The 23,699-nt window shown below is 62.6% G+C and carries 25 protein-coding genes; 12 read left to right on the forward strand and 13 right to left on the reverse strand.

Annotation, left to right across the window (positions count from 1 at the left end; all coding sequences use genetic code 11):
• Positions 1 to 8: 8 nt before the first annotated feature.
• The gene (locus FIV35_RS07510; protein ID WP_034138812.1) at positions 9 to 761 is read right to left on the reverse strand and encodes a thioesterase II family protein; all 753 of its coding nucleotides are present in this window, start codon (positions 759 to 761) and stop codon (positions 9 to 11) included.
• 302 nt (positions 762 to 1,063) lie between these two features.
• Here FIV35_RS07510 and FIV35_RS07515 point away from each other — a divergent pair, with 302 nt between their 5' ends.
• On the forward strand, positions 1,064 to 1,615 hold the full coding sequence (locus FIV35_RS07515; protein ID WP_034138813.1) for an RNA polymerase factor sigma-70: 552 nt from the start codon (positions 1,064 to 1,066) through the stop codon (positions 1,613 to 1,615).
• A 9-nt stretch (positions 1,616 to 1,624) separates the two neighbouring features.
• Here the strand turns inward: FIV35_RS07515 and FIV35_RS07520 are convergent, their stop codons facing one another.
• A complete protein-coding gene (locus tag FIV35_RS07520) occupies positions 1,625 to 2,413 on the reverse strand; it encodes a substrate-binding periplasmic protein (RefSeq protein WP_034138814.1) in 789 nt (262 codons plus the stop codon).
• A 93-nt stretch (positions 2,414 to 2,506) separates the two neighbouring features.
• Entirely contained in the window at positions 2,507 to 3,133 is a 627-nt protein-coding gene (locus tag FIV35_RS07525; RefSeq protein WP_034099426.1) for a TetR/AcrR family transcriptional regulator, read from the reverse strand.
• 152 nt (positions 3,134 to 3,285) lie between these two features.
• Here FIV35_RS07525 and FIV35_RS07530 point away from each other — a divergent pair, with 152 nt between their 5' ends.
• The 8 genes from FIV35_RS07530 to ppnP all read left to right on the forward strand — a co-directional run bounded on the left by FIV35_RS07530 (position 3,286) and on the right by ppnP (position 12,526).
• Entirely contained in the window at positions 3,286 to 5,064 is a 1,779-nt protein-coding gene (locus FIV35_RS07530) for an acyclic terpene utilization AtuA family protein (RefSeq protein ID WP_034138815.1), read from the forward strand.
• Between the two features lie 13 nt (positions 5,065 to 5,077).
• Positions 5,078 to 5,950, forward strand: coding sequence for an SDR family oxidoreductase (locus FIV35_RS07535; RefSeq protein WP_034138816.1), 873 nt, complete (start codon positions 5,078 to 5,080; stop codon positions 5,948 to 5,950).
• 4 nt (positions 5,951 to 5,954) lie between these two features.
• Complete coding sequence (locus tag FIV35_RS07540; protein ID WP_034138817.1) at positions 5,955 to 7,571, forward strand: acyl-CoA carboxylase subunit beta; 1,617 nt, start codon at positions 5,955 to 5,957, stop codon at positions 7,569 to 7,571.
• Between the two features lie 16 nt (positions 7,572 to 7,587).
• Positions 7,588 to 8,745 (forward strand): citronellyl-CoA dehydrogenase, encoded by a 1,158-nt coding sequence (atuD, locus tag FIV35_RS07545; protein WP_034138818.1) that lies wholly within the window; start codon positions 7,588 to 7,590, stop codon positions 8,743 to 8,745.
• Positions 8,742 to 9,503 (forward strand): enoyl-CoA hydratase/isomerase family protein, encoded by a 762-nt coding sequence (locus tag FIV35_RS07550; protein WP_034138819.1) that lies wholly within the window; start codon positions 8,742 to 8,744, stop codon positions 9,501 to 9,503. Before atuD ends, FIV35_RS07550 begins: the two co-directional genes overlap by 4 nt.
• An 89-nt stretch (positions 9,504 to 9,592) precedes the next feature.
• A complete protein-coding gene (locus FIV35_RS07555) occupies positions 9,593 to 11,515 on the forward strand; it encodes an acetyl/propionyl/methylcrotonyl-CoA carboxylase subunit alpha (protein WP_034138820.1) in 1,923 nt (640 codons plus the stop codon).
• A gap of 90 nt (positions 11,516 to 11,605) precedes the next feature.
• Positions 11,606 to 12,148 (forward strand): 3'-5' exonuclease, encoded by a 543-nt coding sequence (locus tag FIV35_RS07560; protein WP_034138821.1) that lies wholly within the window; start codon positions 11,606 to 11,608, stop codon positions 12,146 to 12,148.
• 93 nt (positions 12,149 to 12,241) lie between these two features.
• Positions 12,242 to 12,526, forward strand: a complete 285-nt coding sequence (ppnP, locus tag FIV35_RS07565) for a pyrimidine/purine nucleoside phosphorylase (protein WP_034099437.1) — start codon at positions 12,242 to 12,244, stop codon at positions 12,524 to 12,526.
• Between the two features lie 67 nt (positions 12,527 to 12,593).
• Here ppnP and FIV35_RS07570 read toward each other — a convergent pair whose 3' ends face one another.
• Complete coding sequence (locus FIV35_RS07570) at positions 12,594 to 13,400, reverse strand: MOSC domain-containing protein (RefSeq protein WP_034138822.1); 807 nt, start codon at positions 13,398 to 13,400, stop codon at positions 12,594 to 12,596.
• A 39-nt stretch (positions 13,401 to 13,439) separates the two neighbouring features.
• A complete protein-coding gene (locus FIV35_RS07575) occupies positions 13,440 to 14,375 on the reverse strand; it encodes a chemotaxis protein CheV (RefSeq protein WP_034138823.1) in 936 nt (311 codons plus the stop codon).
• A gap of 555 nt (positions 14,376 to 14,930) precedes the next feature.
• Between FIV35_RS07575 and FIV35_RS07580 the strand changes: the two genes are divergently transcribed.
• From FIV35_RS07580 to FIV35_RS07590, 3 genes are all read left to right on the forward strand, one after another.
• Positions 14,931 to 15,380: a hypothetical protein gene (locus FIV35_RS07580; RefSeq protein ID WP_034138824.1), complete on the forward strand. Its 450-nt coding sequence runs from the start codon at positions 14,931 to 14,933 to the stop codon at positions 15,378 to 15,380.
• A 330-nt stretch (positions 15,381 to 15,710) separates the two neighbouring features.
• Positions 15,711 to 16,604, forward strand: coding sequence for a sensor histidine kinase (locus FIV35_RS07585; RefSeq protein ID WP_034138825.1), 894 nt, complete (start codon positions 15,711 to 15,713; stop codon positions 16,602 to 16,604).
• A complete protein-coding gene (locus FIV35_RS07590) occupies positions 16,601 to 17,260 on the forward strand; it encodes a response regulator transcription factor (protein WP_034138826.1) in 660 nt (219 codons plus the stop codon). Before FIV35_RS07585 ends, FIV35_RS07590 begins: the two co-directional genes overlap by 4 nt.
• Here the strand turns inward: FIV35_RS07590 and yegS are convergent.
• The 8 genes from yegS to FIV35_RS07630 form a co-directional block, all read right to left on the reverse strand.
• Positions 17,219 to 18,139, reverse strand: coding sequence for a lipid kinase YegS (gene yegS / locus FIV35_RS07595; protein ID WP_034138827.1), 921 nt, complete (start codon positions 18,137 to 18,139; stop codon positions 17,219 to 17,221). The genes FIV35_RS07590 and yegS overlap by 42 nt on opposite strands.
• 144 nt (positions 18,140 to 18,283) lie before the next feature.
• Positions 18,284 to 18,676, reverse strand: a complete 393-nt coding sequence (locus tag FIV35_RS07600; RefSeq protein WP_034099447.1) for a DUF2802 domain-containing protein — start codon at positions 18,674 to 18,676, stop codon at positions 18,284 to 18,286.
• Positions 18,677 to 19,162 carry a chemotaxis protein CheW gene (locus FIV35_RS07605; protein ID WP_373873651.1) on the reverse strand — a complete coding sequence of 162 codons (486 nt, stop codon included), beginning with the start codon at positions 19,160 to 19,162 and terminating at the stop codon, positions 18,677 to 18,679.
• 83 nt (positions 19,163 to 19,245) lie between these two features.
• Positions 19,246 to 20,070 (reverse strand): CheW domain-containing protein, encoded by an 825-nt coding sequence (locus FIV35_RS07610; RefSeq protein WP_034099449.1) that lies wholly within the window; start codon positions 20,068 to 20,070, stop codon positions 19,246 to 19,248.
• Positions 20,070 to 20,858 carry a ParA family protein gene (locus FIV35_RS07615; RefSeq protein ID WP_034099451.1) on the reverse strand — a complete coding sequence of 263 codons (789 nt, stop codon included), beginning with the start codon at positions 20,856 to 20,858 and terminating at the stop codon, positions 20,070 to 20,072. The genes FIV35_RS07610 and FIV35_RS07615 overlap by 1 nt, the downstream gene beginning before the upstream one ends.
• Positions 20,859 to 20,909: 51 nt before the next feature.
• A complete protein-coding gene (gene motD, locus FIV35_RS07620) occupies positions 20,910 to 21,797 on the reverse strand; it encodes a flagellar motor protein MotD (protein ID WP_034138828.1) in 888 nt (295 codons plus the stop codon).
• A gap of 15 nt (positions 21,798 to 21,812) precedes the next feature.
• The gene (locus FIV35_RS07625; protein ID WP_034138829.1) at positions 21,813 to 22,553 is read right to left on the reverse strand and encodes a flagellar motor protein; all 741 of its coding nucleotides are present in this window, start codon (positions 22,551 to 22,553) and stop codon (positions 21,813 to 21,815) included.
• A complete protein-coding gene (locus FIV35_RS07630; protein ID WP_034138830.1) occupies positions 22,553 to 23,689 on the reverse strand; it encodes a protein-glutamate methylesterase/protein-glutamine glutaminase in 1,137 nt (378 codons plus the stop codon). Before FIV35_RS07630 ends, FIV35_RS07625 begins: the two co-directional genes overlap by 1 nt.
• Between the last annotated feature and the right edge of the window lie 10 nt (positions 23,690 to 23,699).

The raw sequence follows: 23,699 nt of genomic DNA on the forward strand, positions 1-23,699 counted from the left end.
GGCTGCGCTCAGCCAGCGGCCAGTTGCCGCGGCGCGCCATTGCGCCAGCGCGTCAGGTGTTCCTCGGCATAGCGCCGCACACAGCGCAGCACCGCGCTTTCGTGCTGCACGATGAAGAAGTGGTGACCGTCGAACAGGTCTAGGGAAAAGCCGCTGGCGGCCTCCAATTGCCAGTCGAGCAATTGGTCGGCGCGCACGCTGTCCTGCTTGCCGCCGAACACATGGATCGGCATGCCCAGGGGCTGGCGCTCGCCATAGCTGAAACTGCCGCACAGCAGAAAATCGGCGCGCAGGATCGGCAGCATCAATTGCATCAATTCGGGGTTGGCCAGGGCCTCCTCGGCGGTGCCCTGCAGTTCGCGCAGACGGGCGATCAGCTGTTCATCAGTCTTTTCAACCGCGTATTCACTGACGTCCCGACGGGCCGGCCCGGCAGTCCCGGATACGAACAGCGCCAGCGGCGCCGGCAGATTGCGGGCGTTCAGCGCGTGGGCCAGTTCAAACGCCAGCAGGCCACCCAGGCTGTGGCCGAACAAGGCGTAGGGGGTGTGCGGATCGCGGCTGATTTCCTGCGCGAGCTGCGCCGCCAGGGCCTTGATGTCGCGCTGCAAGGGCTCGTCCATGCGCATGCCGCGACCGGGCAATTCCAGTGGGCAGACCTGTAGCCAGTCCGGCAACGCACGGCGCCAGCGCACATAGACCATGGCGCTGGCGCCGGAATAAGGCAGGCAATACAGGCGCAATCGGGTCGCTGCACTCATCCCTGGAGTGCTCCGATGTGAGACACGCTGTGTGCACGATAAAAACCCATCTCGTCCTCCTGCGGGTGCTGATTCTTGGCCGCTGCGGGAACGGACCTGTCACCCATGAGAACGGACGGCCTCGGCAAATAATTAGTCGCCGGGGCAGCGCGTGAGGCACTTCACATCAAAGTGAAAAGCATAAGATTAGTTCGTCTTCTCATTTGACAATCATTATCATTCATCCTAATTTGTTGCCCGATGTGTAGGAGGCCTCAGCAAGGAAGCCCTCCCCTAACCTCTTTTGCGACAAGGTGATTTCCATGACGGAACCAGTAACCACAGGCAGGTGCGATTCACCTCTTCTTCAGGCGTTCGTCGACAATCGAACGATTCTGGTGAAGATCGCGGCACGCATTACCGGCTGCCGCTCGCGGGCCGAAGACGTCGTTCAGGATGCGTTCTTTCGCCTGCAATCGGCGCCGACTATCACCTCCTCGTTCAAAGCCCAGCTCAGTTACCTGTTCCAGATCGTGCGCAACCTGGCGATCGATCACTACCGCAAGCAGGCCCTTGAACTGAAATACTCCGGTACGGAAGAGGAAGGTTTGAATGTGGTGATTCACGGTGCTTCACCGGAAACCTCCCACATCAATTTCAATACCCTGGAAACCATCGCCGAGGCCCTGACCCAACTGCCCCAGCGCACCCGCTATGCGTTCGAGATGTATCGCTTGCATGGCGTGCCACAAAAGGACATCGCCAAGGAGCTGGGCGTCTCGCCGACCCTGGTGAACTTTATGATTCGCGACGCGCTGGTGCACTGCCGCAAGGTCTCGGGCAGCCACAGCGATACGTTTGCGCGGCGGGTGTAAAACCCTCGATCAAGGCACCGGCATCACATCGATGCGGTAAGGCTCGAAAATCTTCAGCATTTCGCCGTTATCGCGCAGGCGTTTGAGCAGCGCGGCAAACGCTGGGCCTGTGATCGGCGCTTTGGGACGCAGCAGCGCGTAGTGGTGGTAGATCTGGTCGATACGCTCCGAGACCAGGAACTGCGTGGCGGTGTCGGCATTGCGTACCATGAAATCGCTGAGGTAAGAGCGGGTCACCAGCGCAATATCGGCGCGCCCGCGGGCGACCATCAGCAGGTTGCTGTCGTGGGAATAGGTCAAGGTCGCGTTGAAGCGTTCGGCCATGAGCTTGGGGTCGGGGTCGAAGTTGGCGAAGGCGTAGTGATAACCGCTGAACACCGCCAGACGCTTGCCGGCCAGGTCAGCGAAATAGCTTTGGTCGCGTCCGGGCGCACGTTGAGCGACGAAGATTTCCGCGTCTTCCAAGCCCATATCGACGCTGGTATGGGGAATCTTCTGCCAGCCCCAGTCGGGGTTTTCGAAGATCGCCATGTCGACCCGGCCCTGGTCGAAATCGCGGAAACGCCGGGGAATCGAAGTGGGCACCAGCACGAACTGGTACTCGGTCTGCTCGGCGTTCAACGCCTCCACCAACTGCGGCAGCAACCCGGTATCGGCCCCCTGCTCAGGTCGCACGGTGTACGGCGGAAAATGCGCCGCGCCGATGCGCACCAATTGCGCAGCTGAAGCAGGCAGCCACGCGGCGGTGCCCAGTGCCCATAAAGTAACTCCTGCAGCCAACCGCCATGGCGATAACATCGAGGCACACACCGTTCATCACTCTGATGGCAATAAGCTAGGCGTTTTTGCCTGGGGAGACAACTTTCTACCGGCAAATTAATAGCTTGCGCCTCAGTCCTCTTTCAGAACCATTAGCAATGCTTCTTCCGCCAGTTGTTCGAGAGTCAGGCTGCCGCCCTCGGCACGGAACCAGGTGGTGGTCCAGGACAGCGCGCCGGTCAGAAAGCGCCGGGTGATAAATACATCGCCGCGGATGTAGCCCGCCGCTTTGGCTTCATTCAACACCTGCAACCAAATCTGCTCATACACGTCACGCAACGCCAGCACCTGGGCCTGCCCCTCGGCCGACAGCGAGCGCCATTCATACACCAGCACCGCCATGGCTTCGCCGCTGCCGCCCATGATCGACTGCAATTCGCAGCGGATCAGCGCCAGCACGCGCTCGCGCACGCTGCTCGCCGCTTGCAGCGAAGCACGCATCAGCGCGGTGTTGTAGTGGATGGTTTCTTCCATCACGGCCCGCAGGATCTCGTCCTTGCTCTTGAAGTGATGAAAGATGCTGCCGGACTGGATGCCCACGGCGCCGGCCAGATCGCGCACGGTGGTGCGCTCGAAACCTTTGTTGCGAAAAAGGTGAGCCGCCGTCTGCAGCAACTTGCCCCGGGCACTGTCGGGGTCGGTCAATTGGCCGCCGTCGACCATGGTGCGCATTACCTGCAAGGCTTTTTGCTCATCCATGCTTCTCTCCTCTACTGCCAGAACGTGTTGGCCGGCAATTTAGGCCGTGCCAGCCACCCAAGCAAGCGCTTGGGTAAAACTTGTCGACGGCGTTTACAAACCAAGCGCTTGCTTGGTAGTCTCGGCCACAGCCATTCGAGGAAGGATTTCTCATGAGCAAGACGGTTCGTATCGGCTGCGCCAGCGCCTTTTGGGGCGACACCTGCACCGCCGCCGCGCAGTTGGTGCACGGCGGTGCCCTGGACTACCTGGTGTTCGATTACCTGGCGGAGGTGACGATGTCGATCCTCGCCGGCGCGCGCATGAAAGATCCCAAGGCCGGTTACGCCACGGACTTCGTCGAGGTGCTCACGCCGTTGCTGGCCGATCTCCAGCGCCAGGGAATCCGGGTGATCAGCAACGCCGGCGGCATCCACCCCCAGGCCTGCGCCGCCGCCCTGCAAGCGGCTTGCGACCATGCCCAAGTGCCCTTGAAAATCGCCGTGCTGCTGGGCGATGACCTGCAACCCCAGCTGAAAAATCTGCACGGCATCACCGATATGTTCGACGGCACGCCACTGCCGCCGGTATGCGTATCGGCCAACGCCTACCTCGGCGCGCCGGGCATCGCCCAAGCCCTCGCCCTCGGAGCGGATATCGTCATCACCGGTCGGGTGGTCGACAGCGCCGTGGTCAGCGCGGCGCTGGTGCATGAATTCGGCTGGTCGTGGCACGATTACGACCGCCTCGCCCAGGCCGCCCTGGCCGGGCACATCATCGAATGCGGCGCGCAGTGTACCGGCGGCAACTTCACCGACTGGCGCGACGTGCCCGATTACGAACATATCGGTTTCCCCATCGTTGAGGTCAGCGCCGACGGCCAGTTCACCGTAAACAAAGTCGACGGTAGCGGCGGCTTGATCAGCGAACTCAGTGTGGCCGAACAACTGCTGTATGAAATCGGCGACCCGCGCGCGTATGTGCTGCCGGATGTGATCTGCGATTTCAGCCAGGTCAAATTGCAGCAACAAGGCAAGCACCAGGTGCGCCTGCACGGCGCCAAAGGCTTGCCCCCGACCGACCGCTACAAGGTCAGCGCCACCTACCCGGATGGTTTTCGCTGCACCGCCAGTTGCCTGATCGCCGGGATCGACGCGGTGGCCAAAGCCGAGCGGGTCAGCCAGGCGATCATCGGCAAGACCGCCGAGTTGTTCAGCCAGCGCGGCTGGGCGCCCTTTACCGACGTGAACATCGAACTGCTGGGCAGCGAAGCGACCTACGGCGCCCACGGGCAGCGCCATGACACCCGCGAAGTGGTGGTCAAACTGGCGGTGCGCCACCCAAGCAAACAGGCGCTGGTGCTGTTCGCCCGCGAGATCGCCCAAGCGGCAACGGGCATGGCGCCGGGGCTCACCGGCATCGTCGGCGGGCGGCCGACGGTATACCCGCTGATCCGCCTGTTTTCGTTTCTGATCGACAAATCGGCCTGTGACCTGAGTATCCACTGGCAGGGCGAACGACATACCTGCGCCCTGCCCACTGCCCAGGCACTGGTGACACCGGCGGCACCGATCGACCCACCCAAACCCACAGGCCGCGCCGACGCCAGCGTCGCCCTGGTGAAACTGGCGGTGGCGCGCGCTGGCGACAAGGGCAACCACAGCAATATCGGTGTGATCGCCCGCGCGCCCGAGTACCTGCCCTGGATCGCCGAAACGCTGACCCCAGAAGTGGTCGTCGACTGGATGCGCCATGTGCTCGACCCCGTGCATGGTCGCGTCGAGCGGTGGTACCTGCCCGGCAGTCACAGCCTGAATTTCCTGCTGGAAAACGCCTTGGGCGGTGGCGGCATCGCCAGCCTACGCATCGACCCCCAGGGCAAGGCTTTCGCCCAGCAACTACTGGAAATCCCCATCGCCGTACCGCAGCACATCGCCGATCAACTCAACTGACAGGAGCCTGGCCGTGGCCTTCGACTCGATCTTCAAAGCCGAGCTGTTCCAGGGGCACACCGTGGTGGTCACCGGTGGCGGCAGCGGCATCGGCCGTTGCACCGCCCATGAACTGGCGGCCCTCGGTGCCCGCGTGATCCTGGTGGGGCGCAAGCCGGAAAAACTCCACGCGGTCGCGGCGCAAATTGCCGAAGACGGCGGCAGCGCCCATGGCTACGCCTGCGATATTCGCGATGAAGTGGCGGTCAAAGCGCTGGTCGGCCAAATCATTGCAGAACACGGCGCAATCCACGGCTTGGTCAACAACGCCGGCGGCCAGTACCCCTCGCCTTTGGCGTCGATCAATCAGAAAGGCTTCGAAACCGTACTGCGAACCAACCTGGTCGGCGGTTTTTTGATGGCGCGGGAGGTGTTCAACCAGTGCATGAGCACCCACGGCGGCGCCATCGTCAACATGCTGGCCGACATGTGGGGCGGCATGCCCGGCATGGGCCACTCAGGAGCGGCGCGCGCCGGTATGGATAACTTCACTAAGACTGCCGCGTTCGAATGGGGTTACGCCGGGGTTCGGGTTAACGCCGTGGCCCCGGGTTGGATCGCCTCCAGCGGCATGGACACCTACGAAGGCGCGTTCAAGGCCGTGATCCCCACCTTGCGCGAACATGTGCCGCTCAAGCGTATCGGCACCGAGTCGGAAGTCAGCGCGGCGATCGTGTTCCTGCTCAGCCCCGCCGCCGCGTTCATCAGCGGCAGCACCCTGCGCATCGATGGCGCCGCTAGCCTTGGCAACCGGGCCTGGCCGCTGCATAAAGCGGCCGTGCCGAGCGCGCCGTTCAATGGTTTTCACCGCGCGTATCTGCCCGATGTGCTCAAGGCGCAGGACTGACGCCATGCCGACAATAATCAGCCAGATCGACCCGCACAGCCCGGCGTTCGCCCAGAACCGCGCAGCGCTGCTCGCCAGCATCGAGCACCTGCGCCAGCTGGAAAATGCCCTGCTCGACAAGGCTCGAGCAGCCAAGGCCAAGTTCGAGCAGCGCGGCCAGTTGCTGCCGCGCGAGCGCCTCAGTGCGTTGCTGGACCCAGGCGCGCCGTTCCTGGAACTGGCCAGCCTGGCCGGCTACAAGCTGCACGATGACAAGGACGGTAGCGCCGCCGGCGGTGGCTTGATCGCCGGCATCGGTTACGTCAGCGGCGTGCGAGTGCTGGTGGTGGCCAACAACAGTGCGATCAAGGGCGGCACCATTTCCCCTTCGGGCTTGAAGAAATCCCTGCGCCTGCAACAGATCGCCATGGAGAACAAACTGCCGGTGGTGACCCTGGCCGAGAGCGGCGGCGCCAACCTCAACTACGCCGCCGAGATTTTCGTTGAAGGCGCACGCAGCTTTGCCAACCAGGCGCGCATGTCGGCCATGGGCTTGCCGCAGATCACCGTGGTGCACGGCTCGGCCACGGCCGGCGGCGCCTACCAGCCTGGGTTGTCGGATTACGTGGTGGTGGTGCGCGGCAAGGCCAAACTGTTCCTGGCCGGGCCGCCGCTGCTCAAGGCCGCCACCGGTGAAGTGGCCACGGACGAGGAATTAGGCGGTGCCCAGATGCACGCGCACGTAGCCGGCACCGCCGAATACCTGGCGGAAAACGATGCCGACGGCCTGCGCATCGTGCGTGAGATCGTCAGCCTGTTGCCGTGGAACGCTCAGCTGCCGCCGACGCCGTCGCGTGCCTTCGCCGAGCCGCTGTACCCCATCGACGAGTTGCTCGGGCTGATCCCCGCTGACGCCAGAAAACCCTACGACGTGCGCGAAATCCTCGCGCGTCTGGCCGACGGCTCGCAGTTCCTCGAATTCAAAAGCGAGTTCGACCCGCACACGGTGTGCGGGCACCTGCATATTCACGGCCACGCGGTGGGAGTGATCGGCAATAACGGCCCGATTACGCCCAAGGGCGCGAGCAAGGCCGCGCAGTTTATCCAACTGTGCGACCAGAGCCGCACGGCGCTGCTGTTTCTGCACAACACCACCGGGTTTATGGTCGGCACCGAGTCGGAGCAGCAAGGGGTGATCAAGCACGGTGCGAAGATGATCCAGGCGGTGGCCAACGCACGGGTGCCTAAACTCACGGTGGTGGTCGGCGGTTCCTATGGCGCCGGCAACTATGCAATGTGCGGTCGCGGCTTGGACCCGCGCTTTATCTTCGCCTGGCCAAACAGCCGCACAGCTGTGATGGGTGGTGCGCAGGCGGGCAAGGTGCTGCGTATCGTCACCGAGGCCAAGCAGTTGAAGGACGGCCTGGTGCCCGACCCAAAGGTGCTGGACATGCTGGAGCAGGTCACCGCACAGAAACTCGACAGCCAATCCACCGCGCTCTACGGCAGCGCCAATGTGTGGGATGACGGCCTGATCGATCCACGGGATACCCGCACCGTGCTGGGGTTTGTGCTGGATATCTGCCATGAAGCCGAGGCTCGACAGCTACAGCCGAACAGCTTCGGTGTGGCGCGTTTCTAACAGGAGAACAATAAAAATGATCTTCACCCAGGAACATCAGGAACTGCGCCGCACCGTGCGCGCCTTCGTCGACCGCGAGATCAACCCCCATGTGGACGAATGGGAGAAAGCCGGGCGTTTTCCCATCCACGAGGTTTTCCGCAAGGCCGGCGACCTCGGCCTGCTGGGCATTTCCAAACCGGAACGCTTCGGCGGCATGGGCCTGGACTACAGCTACTCGATTGTGGCCGCCGAAGAGTTCGGCACCATCCGTTGCGGCGGCATCCCCATGGCCATCGGCGTGCAGACCGACATGTGCACCCCCGCCCTCGCCCGCTTCGGTTCCGACGAGCTGCGCGACGAATTCCTGCGCCCGGCCATCAGTGGCGAACAGGTCGGCTGCATCGGCGTCTCGGAAACCGGCGCCGGTTCCGACGTGGCCGGGCTCAAGACCCACGCGCGCAAGGATGGCGGCGACTACGTGATCAACGGCAGCAAAATGTGGATCACCAACTCCCCCAGCGCCGATTTTATCTGCCTGCTGGCCAACACCTCCGACGACAAACCGCACATCAACAAGTCGCTGATCATGGTGCCGATGAACACCCCCGGCGTCAGCCTCAGCCCGCCCCTGGAAAAACTCGGCATGCACAGCTCCGAGACGGCCCAGGTGTTCTTCGACAACGTGCGCGTGCCGCAACGCAACCGCATTGGTCAGGAGGGCGCGGGCTTCATGATGCAAATGCTGCAATTCCAGGAAGAACGCCTGTTTGGCGCGGCCAATATGATCAAGGGCCTGGAGTACTGCATCGACAGCACCATCGCGTACTGCAAGGAACGCCACACCTTCGGCAAAGCACTGATCGACAACCAGGTGATCCACTTTCGCCTGGCGGAACTGGCCACCGAAATCGAATGCCTGCGCGCACTGGTGTACCAGGCCACCGAGCAGTACATCAAAGGCCAGGACGTGACGCGGCTGGCCTCCATGGCCAAGCTCAAGGCCGGGCGCCTGGGTCGCGAAGTCAGCGACAGTTGCCTGCAATACTGGGGTGGTATGGGCTTTATGTGGGACAACCCGGTGGCGCGGGCGTATCGCGATGTGCGCCTGGTGTCGATTGGCGGCGGCGCCGACGAAATCATGCTGGGCATCATCTGCAAACTGATGGGCACCCTGCCGGGGAAAAAGCCATGAACACCCTGTTGCTGGAAGCCCACAACGGTGTGCTGCACATCACCCTCAACCGCCCACAGAGCCGCAACGCCATGAGCCTGGAGATGGTCAACGAACTGCGCACGGTGCTGGCGCAGCTCGACAGCCAGGTGCGTGCCGTGGTGATCAGCGGTGCGGGCGGGCACTTTTGCGCAGGGGCCGACGTGAAGGATCTGGTCAGTGCGGGCGATCAATTGCAGGCGCTGAACCGCGCATTCGGCACCTTGCTGCAAGAGGTGCAAGCCACACCACGCGTGGTGATCGTGGTGCTGCAAGGCGCCGTGCTGGGCGGCGGGTTCGGCCTGGCCTGCGTAAGCGACATTGCGATTGCCGATCACCAGGCACAGTTCGGTTTGCCGGAGACCAGCCTGGGGGTACTGCCGGCACAGATCGCACCGTTTGTGGTCAAGCGCATCGGCCTGACCCAGGCGCGGCGGCTGGCGCTGACCGCCGCACGCTTCGATGGCGTCCAAGCGCAACGCTTGGGCCTGGTGCATTTTGTCGAGCGCGACCCCCAGGCCCTGGCCGAGCGTGTGGATGAGGTGCTGGGCCAGGTCTTGCAGTGCGCGCCAAGGGCCAATGCACGAACCAAAGCCTTGTTGCTGGCCAGCGTCGATCAGCCGTTGGAGCCGTTGCTGGATCAAGCGGCGCAGTGGTTTGCCGAGGCGGTGGCCAGTGCAGAAGGGATTGAGGGGACACAGGCTTTTGTACACAAGCGCAAGCCTGGTTGGTGCAAATGACGCCAGCCCCGGGGACTGGTTGCAAATGTGGGAGGGGGCTCGCCCCCGATAAGGCCAGACCAAACAGCGCATAACCAAGGGACCTTCCAATGCCCACATTCAGCAAAATCCTGATCGCCAATCGCGGCGAGATCGCCTGTCGCATCCAGCGCACGGCCCAGGCCCTGGGCTATCGCACCGTGGCGGTATACAGCGATGCCGACGCCGACGCCCTGCATGTGCAGATGGCCGACGAAGCCGTGCACATCGGCCCCGCTGCGGTGCAGCTGTCTTACCTCAATATCCCGGCGATCCTCGATGCCGCGCATAAAACCGGCGCTGACGCGGTGCACCCCGGCTACGGCTTTCTCTCGGAAAACCCCGACTTCGCCCGCGCCTGCCAACACGCCGGGCTCACCTTTATCGGCCCCAGCGCCGAAGCGATCGAGCTGATGGGCAGCAAACGCCTATCCAAGCTGGCCATGCTGGAGGCCGGCGTGCCGTGCATTGCGGGCTATCAAGGCGCCGATCAGGATGACGCCACCCTGCAACGCCACGCCGAACGCATCGGCTACCCGTTGATGATCAAGGCCAGTGCCGGCGGCGGTGGGCGTGGCATGCGCCTGGTTCATCAACAGGATCAGCTGCTAGCGCAATTGCGTACGGCACGCTCCGAAGCGCTCAACGCCTTCGGCAGCGCCGAGCTGATTCTGGAACAAGCGCTGATTGAACCGCGTCATGTCGAAATCCAAGTGTTCGGCGACCGTCACGGCCAGCTGATATACCTGGGCGAGCGCGACTGCTCGGTGCAACGCCGCCATCAGAAAATCATCGAAGAAGCGCCCTGCCCAGTGATGACGCTCGACCTGCGCCAGGCCATGGGCGAGGCCGCGCTCAAGGCTGGGCGCGCGGTGAACTACGTGGGCGCCGGCACCGTGGAGTTTCTGCTCGACCGCGACGGGCGCTTTTACTTCCTGGAAATGAACACTCGCCTGCAAGTCGAGCACCCGGTCACCGAGCTGATCACCGGGCTCGACCTGGTGGCCTGGCAACTGCAGGTCGCCGCCGGCCAGCCACTGCCCCTGACCCAGGCCGACGTGACCCTGACCGGGCATGCCATGGAAGTGCGCTTGTACGCTGAAGACCCGGCCCAGGGCTTCCTGCCGCAGACCGGCGACGTGCTGCGCTGGCAACCGGCCGCCGCTGTACGGGTTGACCACGGCGTGCTGGAAGGCCAGCGCATCGGCCCGTTCTATGACGCGATGCTGGGCAAGATCATCGCCCACGGCGCCACCCGCGAAGAAGCGCGGCGCAAACTGCTGCGCGCGGTGCAAGACACGCTGCTGCTGGGGGTGACCAGCAATCAACGGCTACTGGCCGAGGTGCTTGAACATCCGGACTTTGTACGCGGGGACTTCAGCACTGGGTTTATTCCCCGGTATTTCAACGCGATCGCCCCCTACCCGGCCACTGACGAACAATTAGCCGTCGCCGCCGCATTGTTCTACCAGCACATTGCCGCGCGGCATCGTCCCGGTTTGTCCGGGTGGTGCAACAACGCCAGCGCAGCCAGGAGTTATCGCTTGCTGGTCAACGACAAGGTGCAGGGGATCAGCGTCAGTGTGTCGGCCGATAACGCCCTTTGCATCAACGGCATCGATATCCGGCCGCTCGGGCTCGACGACCGCCACTTCACCCTGGTCATCGATGGCATTCGTCGCCGCCTCGCCTATCACCTCGATGGCAGCCGGTTGTGGCTGCCGGGGCTGACGGTGGTCGACGTGACCCAGCAGGTTGCCCAGCGCCAGGACGACGCCGGCAGCGGTACGCTCAAAGCGCCGATGGATGGGGCAATCGTCGACGTGTGCGTGGGCGTCGGTGACCGTGTGCGCAAAGGCCAACTGCTGCTGGTGCTGGAGGCCATGAAGATGGAGCATCCGCTCAAGGCCGGGGTTGAGGGCGTGGTCAAGGGCATACAGGTGATGACGGGCGATCAGGTTCGCAATCGCCAGATTCTGCTGGAGATCGAATAAACCCTGGCTCTCCTGGAAAAAACAGCGCGGAACTACACGGGCCGTCTACGCTCTATCCCCCAGGACGGGAAGAGTACGGGAACCTGCACCATGCCTCATTGGCTGATTATTGACCTTGAAGCCACGACGGATGAAGGCGGCTGGCCCGTGACGGAGATGGAAGTCATCGAGATCGGCGCGAGCCTGGTCAACCGCCAGGGCCGCGAAGTGGATCATTTCCAGCGCTTTGTACGCCCGCAACGCCGCCCGTTGCTGACGCCGTTCTGCCGCCAGCTCACCCATATCACCCAGGCCAATATCGACGCGGCGACGCCGCTGAACGTGGTGTGGCCACTGTTCGAACGCTGGCTGGGCCAGCATCGGACGCGCCTGGAAGGCTGGGCCAGTTGGGGCGACTACGACCGCCAGCAACTGGAACTGGAGTGGCAGCGCCATGGCCTGGACAGCGCCCTGGCCCACACGCCCCATATCAACCTCAAGCAGCGCTTCGCCAAGGCCCGACGCCTGGACAAGCCGCTGGGGCTCAACGGTGCGCTGCAACTGGCAGGGATGCAGTTCCATGGCCAGCAGCACCGGGCACTCGAAGACGCGCGCAACACCGCCCGCCTGTTGCCGCTGATTTTGCCGGTCTAGGCAGCCTCGCAAGGCTTGGGCATACTGGCCAACCTTTTCCATAACGCTGCCCTCGCTTCAACAGGGAAGGCAACTTTTTCCGAGGATTCGCCCATGTTCAAAGTCAACGAGTACTTCGACGGCACCGTCAAGTCGATCGCGTTCGGCACCGCTGAAGGTCCGGCGACCATCGGTGTGATGGCCCCGGGTGAATATGAGTTCGGCACTGCCCAGCGTGAAATCATGCACGTCGTCTCCGGCGCGCTGACCGTCAAACTGCCGGATGCCAGCGAGTGGCAGACCTTCTCCGCCGGCAGCCAGTTCAACGTACCGGCCAACAGCAAATTCCAGCTGAAGGTCGAGGTCGACACCGCTTACCTGTGCGAATACCGCGGCTAAGGTTTCAGCCAGGCAAAAAAATGCCCGTTTCCCAGGTGGAAACGGGCATTTTTTTATGGGCGATGGATTATTCGAGGATCGTCACCGGCATGCCGACTTCCAGATGACCCACGCCATCGTTGACCAGGTTCTGGCCGAACATCGCGCCATCCTCGGTCTTGCGATAGCCATTCAAAGTCGCGAAGGGTTCGCGGTCGGCGCTGCGCTCGCCGGTGCGCGGGTCGATGGTGGTGAGGATGCAGCGTGCGCACGGCTTGACCACCCGGAACTCCACATCGCCGATGCGCAGGCGCTTCCAGCCGTCTTCGGCAAACGCGTCGGCACCTTCGATCACCAGGTTGGGGCGAAAGCGCAGCATCTCCATGGGGCGGCCGACCTTCTCGGACAGGTCTTCCAGGGAGGCCTGACCGATCAGCAGCAAGGGATAACCGTCGGCCAGCGCCACCTGGTCATCGTCGCGGCCATAACCGGACTGAGTGGTGCGCGCCCGCTTGAGCGGCATGTGCACCAACCGGGTCGGCGCGCCGACAAACTCGCTGACCCACGCAGCCGCCGCGTCACCGGCATCCGGCAGGCGCGGGGTGTCGCGCCAGATGGTCACGCCGCGCAACGCAGCGTCTTCGTCGGGCAATGGGACGTCAAGGGAGGTATGGCCAGGCGAACTCAGGGTCAGGCCACCGGCGCTGTTCCACAAGGCCGACAGCTGGCTCATCTTGGTGACGGCGCGTTGCGTCAGGAAGCGCCCACTGGCCTCGTCCACCAGCATCCAGCGTCGATCCCCGTCCAACCCGAGCTTATCCAGGCCGCTGTGTTGCAACGATTCGGCCTTGCCGGATTTCAAGGGATAACGGTACAACGCGCTGAGACGAAGCATGGCTCTGCATTCCTGAGGGGCAAAGCCATCACCCTAAGGTCAAGCTGGCTGTTCGTCCAGCATCAGTCGCTGGCGCACCACATCCACCAATTTGTCAGGCTGGAACTTGGACAGGAAATTGTCGCAGCCGACCTTCTTCACCATCGATTCGTTGAAGCTGCCCGACAGCGAGGTGTGCAGCACCACGTACAGTTTGCGCAGGCGCGGGTCGTTGCGGATCTCGGTGGTGAGGCGGTAGCCGTCCATTTCCGGCATTTCGGCGTCGGTGAAGATCATCAATAGTTTGTCGGTCATCACGTGACCGGCGTCGGCCCAGGACTTGAGCATGTTCAGGGCTTTGAGGCCATCGCTGGCGATGTGCATTTTCACGCCCAACTGGCCGAGGGTGTCACGCAGTTGCGACAGCGCCACGTTGGAGTCGTCCACCAGCAGCACTTCGCGGCCACGGGCGCGTTCGAGCACCGGGTCTTCGAGCTTTTCCCGGGAGACCTTGGCGTTGTACGGCACGATCTCGGCGAGGACTTTTTCCACGTCGATGATTTCCACCAACTGGTCGTCGACCTTACTGATGGCGGTGAGGTAATGCTGGCGACCGGCGCTGGTCGGAGGCGGCAGGATGGCTTCCCAGTTCATGTTGACGATGCGGTCCACACCGCCCACCAGAAACGCCTGCACCGAGCGGTTGTACTCGGTGACGATGATGGTGCTGTTCGGGCCCGGCACCAGGGGCCGCATGCCGATGGCCTGGGACAGGTCGATCACCGGCAGAGTCTGGCCGCGCAGGTTGACCACGCCACACACAAACGGATGGCGCTGCGGCATCAGCGTGAGCTTGGGCAATTGCAGGACTTCCTGCACCTTGAACACGTTGATGGCGAACAACTGCCGCCCGGCCAGGCGAAACATGAGGATTTCCAGGCGATTCTCACCCACCAATTGCGTGCGTTGATCTACCGTGTCGAGAATGCCGGCCATTGGAAGCTCCTGATATGCGCGGGTAAGTGCTGCGCGTAGGGGTTGTGCAGTTCACTAAGCTGTTTATCGGCGGCAAGCGCCAGATCTTGACCCCGTTAAAATGCCACGTAAATTAATTGATGTCACACTGACATCATGCTTTACTGGCCGTACCGCTTCATAAGTGGGCAAGGCGGCATTGCGCGACACTCAAATCGACGCAAGGTTCCCGCTTGTAAGGGATTCCCCTATACGCAATCAGGTCCAACCTGATATTCGCAATATCTAATAGCCATTAATGTGACGCCATTCTCATTGCATGAATGGAGTCAGGCTTTTGTTCGCCATCCCAAGTCCTCGCCCGTTGGGTGTTTCAGACATTTACGTCGCGGCAACTGAAGGTGTGCAACTGAGCCCGCTCACGAGGGCTGCGCAGCGCCGTTGGCGTTATTTCAATAAACTTCCTACCAAAAGCTCAGAAGCAACCTACAAGCATCAGCAATATTTCAGCGCTAGCTTTAAGCCATTGACCCGCAGCGAAATCTCATCGCCCGATTCCATATTGTGGAGACTTGCATGATGAACGACGGTAAAGAGTGGCAGCTCGCACTTTCAGCGTTTCTGCTGGAGGCTGAAAAGCTGTTGAACCGGTCAGAAGAATGCCTGAGCCACCTGCATCTGATTCGTAACGACAGCGACGCCATCGACTGCATGACACTCAGCCTGGCCAAGCTCGCGGCACAGGCCGACACCCTGGCGCTGCAAGCCATCAGCGAGTTTTCCGGGCATATCCACGGCCTGATTGCCAACGCTGAAAACCCATTGCAACTGCACGACCAGGCGCTGGACGCGCTGCATGACTGCCTGACTTTACTGGCCTGGCAATTGGAACTGATCGATACCAAGACCGGCCAATTGGCACTGGATGAAACCGAGCAAACCTCGTTGATTGCGACGGTCACCGTGCAGATCCCGCAAAAGGGCTTCACCTGTAAACCGCAACAACGTTTGCACCACGCCTCGTGAGGGTTTGACAGGTCGTGTTTCGCTACGCAACTTACCTAAAAACGACAGGCGTTAACGATTCAGTCATCTTTAACGTCCATTAACGTTACAACTTCGTTTAAGTAGTAAAACTTTCCATGCTTCAGACGCTGATATCTCCCACTACATCCCCTCGTTTAATTGCTCGGCACGGTAAGGTGTCAGGCGACCAACGGTTACAGGGGTGTTACTATGCGTCGCTCGAAGTCATTCAACTTCCTGTATATAAACGATTCGGCCACGCACTCCAGACTGAGCCCCGTCAGAGGTGACCGGACTTCCCGCAGCGAACCTTCATTGGCTTCATCCGCTATGTACGCCAGCCTCAAGTCACTCCTCGCCAGGTCCGTGTCCCGCAGCCATGCTCGCCGCCTGACCCTTGGCTTGTGTCTTGCCTCGCTGTTGATCAGCCTGTGGGCCTATAGCCATTCGGCGCCTTTGCCACTGTCGGTGTTGCTGCTCAACCTGGCCACGCTGGGGGTGGTAGGCCTGCAACAATGGCGCTCACGCAAATCCATCCGCTTCCAGCCCCAGGAGTTGGCCGATCGTCTGTTGCAGGTCCAGGAAAACGAACGCCATCGCCTCAGCCGTGAACTGCACGACGATATCGGCCAACTGCTCACCGCCGCCAAACTGCAGAGCGAATGGCTCAAGCGACGCCTGCCGGATGACCTGCAAGACCAATGCACCATGCTGTGCAATACCCTGAACGAAACCCTGGCCAAGGTGCGCGACGTGTCTGCCATCCTCAACCCCCGGCAACTGACCAGCCTGGGCCTGGAGGCCAGCCTGCGCGCGCACCTGCTCAAGACCCTGGAAAACAGCCCCGTTCACTGGAGCCTGGAATGCCGGCAACGCCTCACCGGCATCCCGGAAGAAATGGCCGTGGCGGCGTTTCGCATTACCCAGGAAGCGGTGACCAACATGCTGCGCCACGCCCAGGCCCAGAACCTGCTGGTGCGCCTGCAACGCCTGCCCGAAGGGTTATCGCTGACAATTCGCGATGACGGCCGCGGCTTCGCGCCTGCGAGCAACCCAGGCCGTGAAGGTCAGCGAGGCATGGCAGGCATGGCCGAACGTGTCGATCAACTGGGTGGCACGCTGTCCGTCAGCAGCCAGCCCGGGCAAGGCACGCGCATCGACGCACTTTTTCCCTGGGCGCCGCGCGCCCTCGAACGGGCCAACTCCCCTAAGGTTCTCGAGTGACCTGCACATTACTTCTAGTGGATGACCATGCACTGATCAGGGCCGGCGTGCGCGCCCTGATCCAAGATATTCCCGGCTACACCGTGATCGGCGAAGCCAACGATGGGGCACAGTTACTTGAGCAGTTCCACGCGTTGCAACCGGACATGGTGCTGCTGGACCTGTCGATGAAGCACACCGGCGGCCTGGACGCCTTGCAGCAACTCAAGGCCGCCTACCCGCGCTGCAAGGTGCTGATCCTGTCGATGCACACCGACCCGCAACTGATCATGTGCGCGCTGGAGGCCGGCGCCCATGGCTACCTGCTCAAGGACACCACCGCCAACGAGCTGGAACACGCCCTGCGAGCCCTGTGCAATAACGAGCGCTACCTGAGCCCGGCGATCGCCCATACCGTGATCAACCAGGCGCTGGTGCGCACCCAAGGGCCCACCGCGCCGGCAGGCCACGGCCACAACCTCACGGCGCGGCAGTTGGAAATCCTGCGCCTGATCGTGCGCGGCAAGTCCACCCGTGAGATCGCCCACGGCCTGGGCCTGAGCATCAAAACCGTGGAAGCTCACCGCTCGCAAATCATGAAGCGCTTGCAGATTTTCGACGTGGCGGGGCTGGTGCTATTCGCGGTGCGCGAGCAAATCATCAGCCTGGACGACTAGGGGCGAACCCAGCGGCAAATGCACGCGCAAGGCCTTGGGCAAGGCTTCGAAACGCAAGTCGTCGCCCTTGAGCGGTTCACCGTCCAGGTTGATGTACAGCCCTTCGGCCTGTTTGATCTGCACCCAGGGCAGCCGCGCACGCACGAACATGGTGTCCAGGCCCCAGCCATTGCTCATCAGTTCGCGCAAGGTGCCGACCACTTCCTGGGGCGCCGGCAGAATACTGACATCAAGCAACCCATCGTCGGCCATCGCCTCTGGGCACAGCACATGCCCGCCGCCAGCCTGGCGACCGTTGCCGATGCCCAGCGCCAGCATCTCGCCCTTCCAGTGGAAATCCGGGCCTTCCAGCTCGCCATAGGCCGCCTTCAACTCGCTGAAGCGAGTGAGGCCGGTGAACAAGTACGCCGCGCCCCCGAGGATTTTTTTCAGGTCTTCGGAGGTATTGGCGGTGACCTGGCTGCCGAAACCGCCGGTGGCCATGTTGAGGAAAATCTGCCCGCCGACCTGGCCGAGGTCGATCGCCCGCGGCGCCACATCCAGCAGCGCCAGGGCCTGGGCCGGCTCTAGCGGTACGCCAGCGGCCTTGGCGAAATCATTGGCGGTGCCCAGGGGCATCAGCACCAGGCTGGCATCGGCCTTGGCCTGGGCCATCGCCTCGGCCACATCGCGCAAGGTGCCGTCGCCGCCGCCGGCAATGATGTGGGTATAACCGCCGTCCAGGGCTTCCCTGACCAGACGCTGCGCATCGCCGCCCTCCCACGTCACCCGCACGGCCAGCTCCCAACCCTGCTCACGCCGGGCCAGCACGGCGCTGCGCACGTCCTCGTTGAGGGCTTGCTTGCCGTGGAGGATCAACAGTGCCTTGGGGGTGCTCATGCAGGGAATCTCCTGATTCAAAGGTGCTTGAAGGATGTGGACCTTGGCAGAGGAGAAAAAAGTCAGTGGGGTTGAAAATTAATTGGCCGGCCAGGTGCCAGGCATCGCAGGTGCGACGCCCCCCAACAGTTGCCACAGGCGCAATCAGCTCTTATGCAACTTACTCATCAACTGCGCCTCAGCCTGGGTCAAGCCGCACGACTGGGTCAGGTCGTCCACCGTCGCCCCCATCCCCACCAGCTTGGCCGCTTGGGCAAACGACAGGTTGGCCGGATCGCGCTGTTCCAACTGCTCCAGCTTGTCCGGCATCGGTGCGAGGATCGCGCGTAGTTCGTGCACCTCATCCCCGACCCGCACGGCACTCTTCTGGTAATGGTCGACGCGCTTGACCAGCTCCACGATGCGCCGGTCACGCACGGCATCGCGCTCGGCCTGCTGCAACGCCAATTCGCGCTGCCGGGCCATGTAGCGCAGCAGAAAACCCAGGGTCCCGGCCCACAACAGGGCCAGGACGATCACCGCGACCTCAAGGAACAATCAAATGCTCTCCAGTTCCGACCATTCTTCTTCGCTCATCATTTTGTCCAGCTCAACCAGAATCAACAGTTCGTTGTTCTTGTTGCACACACCCTGGATAAACTTGGCCGACTCTTCGTTGCCCACGTTCGGCGCGGTTTCCACTTCCGACTGGCGCAGGTAGACCACCTCGGCGACGCTGTCGACCAGGATGCCGACCACTTGCTTGTCCGCTTCAATGATGACGACACGCGTGTTGTCGGTGACTTCGGCGGTATCCAGGCCGAAACGCTGGCGCGTGTCGATCACGGTCACCACGTTGCCGCGCAGGTTGATGATACCCAGCACGTAGCTCGGCGCACCCGGGACCGGGGCAATCTCGGTGTAGCGCAGCACTTCCTGCACGCGCATCACGTTGATACCGTAGGTCTCGTTGTCCAGCTTGAAGGTTACCCATTGCAGAATCGGATCGTCCGAGCCTTTTTGTGCAGATGCTGACATATTCATACCCATGACCCCTTCAAATGCCGTTGGATACGGCGTGTGTGCTTCATTCGCCAACCGCACACCCGTGCGGCCAGCGTGTTCAATCAACTGCGTTTGTTACCGGGCATCGACTTGACGGCGCCGCTGGCGATCAACTCGGCCAGCTCGGCGACGTCGAGCAACGCGCACATGTGTTCGATCACGGTGCCGGCCAGCCAAGGCCGCTGGCCCCGGTGACTGCGCCATTTGATTTCGTTCGGGTCCAGGCGCAGCGAGCGGCTGACCTGATGCACCGCCAGCCCCCACTCGTAGCCCTGAACGGAAATAACGTATTGCAGACCCTCGCGAAAATCGTCGCGGTAGCGGTCGGGCATCACCCAGCGCGCGGTGTCCAGCACCTTGAGGTTGCCGGCCTGGCTGGGCAGGATGCCGAGGAACCACTCCGGCTGGCCGAACAGCGGCGTCAGCTCGTGGCCTTCCAAAGAGTAGATCGAACCCAGGCACACCAGCGGCACCGCCAGGGTCAAACCAGCGACGTCGAACAGCAGGCACTCGAAAGGCTCAGCAGCCCATGCCGGCCGGTCGTCGCCGCTCACCGGCGGCGGCGTGATGCTCGGCGGCAGGTGCACGTCCACCACCGGCTCGATCACCACGGGCGCCGCCACCAACGGTTCCGCCGCCACAGGCTCCGCCACTACGGGTACGACCGGCGCAACAATCGGCGCTACGATCCGGGCGTCTCGGGCCTGCTCTTCCAGCACCGCCAGTTGGAATTCATCCAGTGTACTGCTGGGCTCGACAACCGCCTCCAGCACCAGAATCGGTTCCGGCAGCACCTCATCGGTGGCTTCCTGCAACAGGGCATCCAGATAGGATTCCAACGCCAGTTGCGGCCGGGTCTTGGTCTTAAGTTCGACAGGACGGTTCATCATGCCACCTGCGCCACGAGTTGCTGGGACAGCAAGTGTTTGAGCAACGCACGGTAGGCCATCACGCCGCGACTCTTGCCATCGAACTGCGACGGCGTGAGCCCTGCGCGGCTGGCGTCACGCAGGCGCGTATCCACCGGAATGTAGCCTTGCCAGATGGTGTCCGGGTAGGCATCGCGCAATACACGCAAGGTGCCCAGCGACGCTTGGGTGCGACGGTCGAACAGGGTCGGCACGATGCTGAACGGCAGCGGCTGTTTGCGCGAGCGATTGATCATCGCCAGGGTGCTGACCATGCGCTCAAGGCCTTTGACAGCCAGATGCTCGGTCTGCACCGGGATCACCAGTTGCTGGCTGGCGGCCAATGCGTTGACCATCAGCACGCCCAGCAGCGGCGGGCTGTCGATAATGGCGTAGTCAAAGTCCTGCCACAGTTGCGCCAGGGTCTTGGCGATCACCAGGCCCAGGCCGCTCTGCCCCGGCGACTGACGCTCAAGGGTGGCCAGCGCGGTACTGGAGGGCAGCAGGGAAATGCTCTCGTTGCTGGTGGGCAACAGCAATTGCCCGGGCAGGTCGCCAGGCACGTTGCCCTTGTGCAGGAACAGGTCAAAGCAGCTGTGTTCCAGCGCATCCGGGTCGTAGCCGAAATAGCTGGTCATCGAGCCGTGGGGGTCCAGGTCCACCACGACCACACGCTTGCCCGCCTCGGCCAGCAAACCGGCCAGAGCGATGGAGGTGGTGGTCTTGCCGACTCCACCTTTTTGATTGGCAACTGCCCAGACTCTCATTCGGATGATTCCTCCCGGCAGGCACAGGCGCGACCGAGACATTGCATAACGTTATTGAGCCGGTGACGGAGAATTGACGGCACTCTGACCCACCGGCGGCTTAACCGCTGGCGGTGCAGTTTGTGTGCCAGCACGCCTCAAGGCCGCATCCGGTGTTGCATTGGCGGTGCCGGTGCCGGTCAGGCTGCGGCGCACATCCAGGTTGCGCGACACCACCAGCACCACTCGACGGTTGCGCGCGCGCCCTTCCACCGTGGCGTTATTGGCCACCGGCTGGAACTCGCCATAGCCCACCGACGCCAGGCGCCCGGGGTTCACACCCTGCATCGCCAGCATGCGCACGATGCTCGCCGCGCGGGCCGAGGACAGTTCCCAGTTGGTGGGGTACTGCGCGGTGCTGATCGGAATATTGTCGGTAAAGCCTTCGACGTGGATCGGGTTTTCGAACGGCTTAAGGATCGCCGCCACTTTGTCGATGATGGTGAACGCCTGGTCGCTGGGCATCGCATCGGCGCTGGCGAACAGCAGGCTGGAATTGAGCTCGATCTCGACCCACAGCTCATTGCCGCGCACGGTCATCTGATTGGAACTGATCAGGTCGCCGAACGCGGCGCTGATGTCATCGGCGATGCTTTTCAACGGGTCGCTGGTGCCGCCCACGCCAGCGGCGGTTTCATCGCTGTCATTGACCAGCGGCTTGGCCGGGGTCACGGTGCGGGGCCTCTCTTCGCCGATGGGAATCGGCTTGAGCGAACGGTCGGCGTCGTTGAACACCCCGATCAGCGCTTGGGAAATCACTTTGTACTTGCCTTCGTTGATCGACGAGATGGAGTACATCACCACGAAAAACGCGAACAGCAGGGTGATGAAGTCCGCGTAGGACACCAGCCAGCGTTCATGGTTGACGTGTTCTTCAGGCTCGCGACGGCGACGGCTCACAACCCATACCTCCCATCAATCCATGAAGCCCTGGAGCTTCAATTCGATGGAGCGCGGGTTCTCGCCCTCGGCAATCGACAGCAGGCCTTCGAGCAGCATTTCGCGGTAACGCGATTGGCGCATGGCAATCGACTTGAGCTTGCTGGCTACCGGCAGCAACACCAGGTTGGCGCTCGCCACGCCGTAGATGGTGGCGACAAAGGCTACGGCAATGCCGCTGCCCAATTGCGACGGATCGGCCAGGTTGCCCATCACATGGATCAAGCCCATTACCGCACCGATGATGCCGATGGTCGGCGCGTAGCCGCCCATGCTTTCAAAGACTTTGGCGGCGTTGATATCGCGGCTTTCCTGGGTGTAGAAGTCCACCTCAAGGATGCTGCGGATCGCTTCCGGCTCGGCGCCGTCCACCAGCAACTGCAAGCCTTTGCGCGCGTAGCTGTCAGGCTCCGCATCGGCCACGCCTTCCAGGCCCAGCAGGCCTTCCTTGCGTGCGGTGAGGCTCCAGTTGACCACGCGATCAATGCCACCGGCCAAGTCCACACGGGGCGGGAAAATAATCCAGATCAGGATCTGCATGGCGCGCTTGAACGAACTCAACGGCGACTGCAGCAACGCAGCGCCCACCGTGCCGCCGATCACGATCAGCGCCGCTGGGCCGTTGGCCAGGGCGCCCAGGTGGCCGCCCTCAAGGTAGTTGCCGCCGATGATGGCGACAAATGCCATGGTGATGCCAATCAGACTCAAGACATCCATCAGAGGCAGGCCTCCACCAGATGCTTGCCGATGTCATCCAGGCTGTAGACGGCGTCGGCCAGGTTGGCTTTGACGATGGCCATGGGCATGCCATAGATCACGCAGCTGGCTTCGTCCTGGGCCCAGATCGCGCTACCGCCCTGCTTGAGCAGACGCGCGCCTTCGCGGCCGTCGGCGCCCATGCCGGTCAGGACCACCGCCAGAACTTTGTCGCCGTAAGACTTAGCGGCCGAACCAAAGGTGATGTCCACGCAGGGTTTGTAGTTGAGGCGTTCGTCACCCGGCAGGATTTTGATCGCACCCCGGCCGTCGACCATCATCTGCTTCCCGCCCGGGGCCAGCAGCGCCAGGCCGGGCCGCAGGATGTCGCCATCCTCGGCTTCCTTGACGCTGATGCGGCACAACTTGTCCAGGCGCTCGGCAAACGCCTTGGTGAACGCGGCCGGCATGTGCTGGATCAACACGATCGGCGCCGGAAAGTTGGCCGGCAATTGGGTCAGCACGCGCTGCAACGCCACCGGGCCACCGGTGGAGGTGCCGATGGCGACCAGTTTGTAGGCCTTGCGCTTGGGCGCCGGGGACTGTGCCGTTGCCGCTGGCGCTGACGCACGCACAGGTGCCGCTGCGGGGCGGGCAACCGGTGCAGGCGCGGGGCGCCCGAACGTCGAGGCACTCATGGGAGCCGGTGCGGCAACAGGTGTCGGGGCCGGCGCGGGGGCGCTGAATAGGCTGCGACGGTTGCTGCGGGAAATGCTGTGGACTTTCTCGCACAACAGTTGCTTGACCTTCTCGGGGTTGCGCGAGATGTCTTCGAAATTCTTCGGCAGGAAGTCCACCGCCCCTGCATCCAGGGCGTCGAGGGTCACTCGGGCGCCTTCATGGGTCAGCGAGGAGAACATCAACACCGGAGTCGGGCAGCGCTGCATGATGTGCCGCACCGCCGTGATGCCGTCCATCATGGGCATCTCGTAGTCCATGGTGATGACATCTGGCTTCAACGCAATGGCTTGATCAATCGCCTCTTTACCGTTGGTGGCCGTGCCGACCACCTGGATGCTTGGATCGGCGGAAAGAATTTCCGAGACGCGGCGGCGGAAGAAACCCGAATCGTCCACCACCAGGACCTTGACTGCCATAAACACTCCG

It is taken from the genome of Pseudomonas rhodesiae, from assembly GCF_007858255.1.
Lineage (GTDB): Bacteria > Pseudomonadota > Gammaproteobacteria > Pseudomonadales > Pseudomonadaceae > Aquipseudomonas > Aquipseudomonas rhodesiae.

Bases quoted from the DNA above. Each gene is read 5' to 3' on its own strand.
- FIV35_RS07550 (WP_034138819.1), top strand. From the start codon at position 8,742: ATGAACACCCTGTTGCTGGAAGCCCACAACGGTGTGCTGCACATCACC.
- FIV35_RS07520 (WP_034138814.1), bottom strand. From the start codon at position 2,413: ATGTTATCGCCATGGCGGTTGGCTGCAGGAGTTACTTTATGGGCACTG.
- FIV35_RS07580 (WP_034138824.1), top strand. From the start codon at position 14,931: ATGATGAACGACGGTAAAGAGTGGCAGCTCGCACTTTCAGCGTTTCTG.
- FIV35_RS07605 (WP_373873651.1), bottom strand. From the start codon at position 19,162: ATGAATATGTCAGCATCTGCACAAAAAGGCTCGGACGATCCGATTCTG.
- FIV35_RS07615 (WP_034099451.1), bottom strand. From the start codon at position 20,858: ATGAGAGTCTGGGCAGTTGCCAATCAAAAAGGTGGAGTCGGCAAGACC.
- FIV35_RS07555 (WP_034138820.1), top strand. From the start codon at position 9,593: ATGCCCACATTCAGCAAAATCCTGATCGCCAATCGCGGCGAGATCGCC.
- FIV35_RS07585 (WP_034138825.1), top strand. From the start codon at position 15,711: ATGTACGCCAGCCTCAAGTCACTCCTCGCCAGGTCCGTGTCCCGCAGC.
- FIV35_RS07530 (WP_034138815.1), top strand. From the start codon at position 3,286: ATGAGCAAGACGGTTCGTATCGGCTGCGCCAGCGCCTTTTGGGGCGAC.
- FIV35_RS07570 (WP_034138822.1), bottom strand. From the start codon at position 13,400: ATGCTTCGTCTCAGCGCGTTGTACCGTTATCCCTTGAAATCCGGCAAG.
- FIV35_RS07625 (WP_034138829.1), bottom strand. From the start codon at position 22,553: ATGGATGTCTTGAGTCTGATTGGCATCACCATGGCATTTGTCGCCATC.
- FIV35_RS07610 (WP_034099449.1), bottom strand. From the start codon at position 20,070: ATGAACCGTCCTGTCGAACTTAAGACCAAGACCCGGCCGCAACTGGCG.
- FIV35_RS07560 (WP_034138821.1), top strand. From the start codon at position 11,606: ATGCCTCATTGGCTGATTATTGACCTTGAAGCCACGACGGATGAAGGC.
- FIV35_RS07515 (WP_034138813.1), top strand. From the start codon at position 1,064: ATGACGGAACCAGTAACCACAGGCAGGTGCGATTCACCTCTTCTTCAG.
- FIV35_RS07575 (WP_034138823.1), bottom strand. From the start codon at position 14,375: ATGGCCGGCATTCTCGACACGGTAGATCAACGCACGCAATTGGTGGGT.
- atuD (WP_034138818.1), top strand. From the start codon at position 7,588: ATGATCTTCACCCAGGAACATCAGGAACTGCGCCGCACCGTGCGCGCC.
- FIV35_RS07540 (WP_034138817.1), top strand. From the start codon at position 5,955: ATGCCGACAATAATCAGCCAGATCGACCCGCACAGCCCGGCGTTCGCC.
- FIV35_RS07510 (WP_034138812.1), bottom strand. From the start codon at position 761: ATGAGTGCAGCGACCCGATTGCGCCTGTATTGCCTGCCTTATTCCGGC.
- yegS (WP_034138827.1), bottom strand. From the start codon at position 18,139: ATGAGCACCCCCAAGGCACTGTTGATCCTCCACGGCAAGCAAGCCCTC.
- ppnP (WP_034099437.1), top strand. From the start codon at position 12,242: ATGTTCAAAGTCAACGAGTACTTCGACGGCACCGTCAAGTCGATCGCG.
- FIV35_RS07525 (WP_034099426.1), bottom strand. From the start codon at position 3,133: ATGGATGAGCAAAAAGCCTTGCAGGTAATGCGCACCATGGTCGACGGC.
- FIV35_RS07630 (WP_034138830.1), bottom strand. From the start codon at position 23,689: ATGGCAGTCAAGGTCCTGGTGGTGGACGATTCGGGTTTCTTCCGCCGC.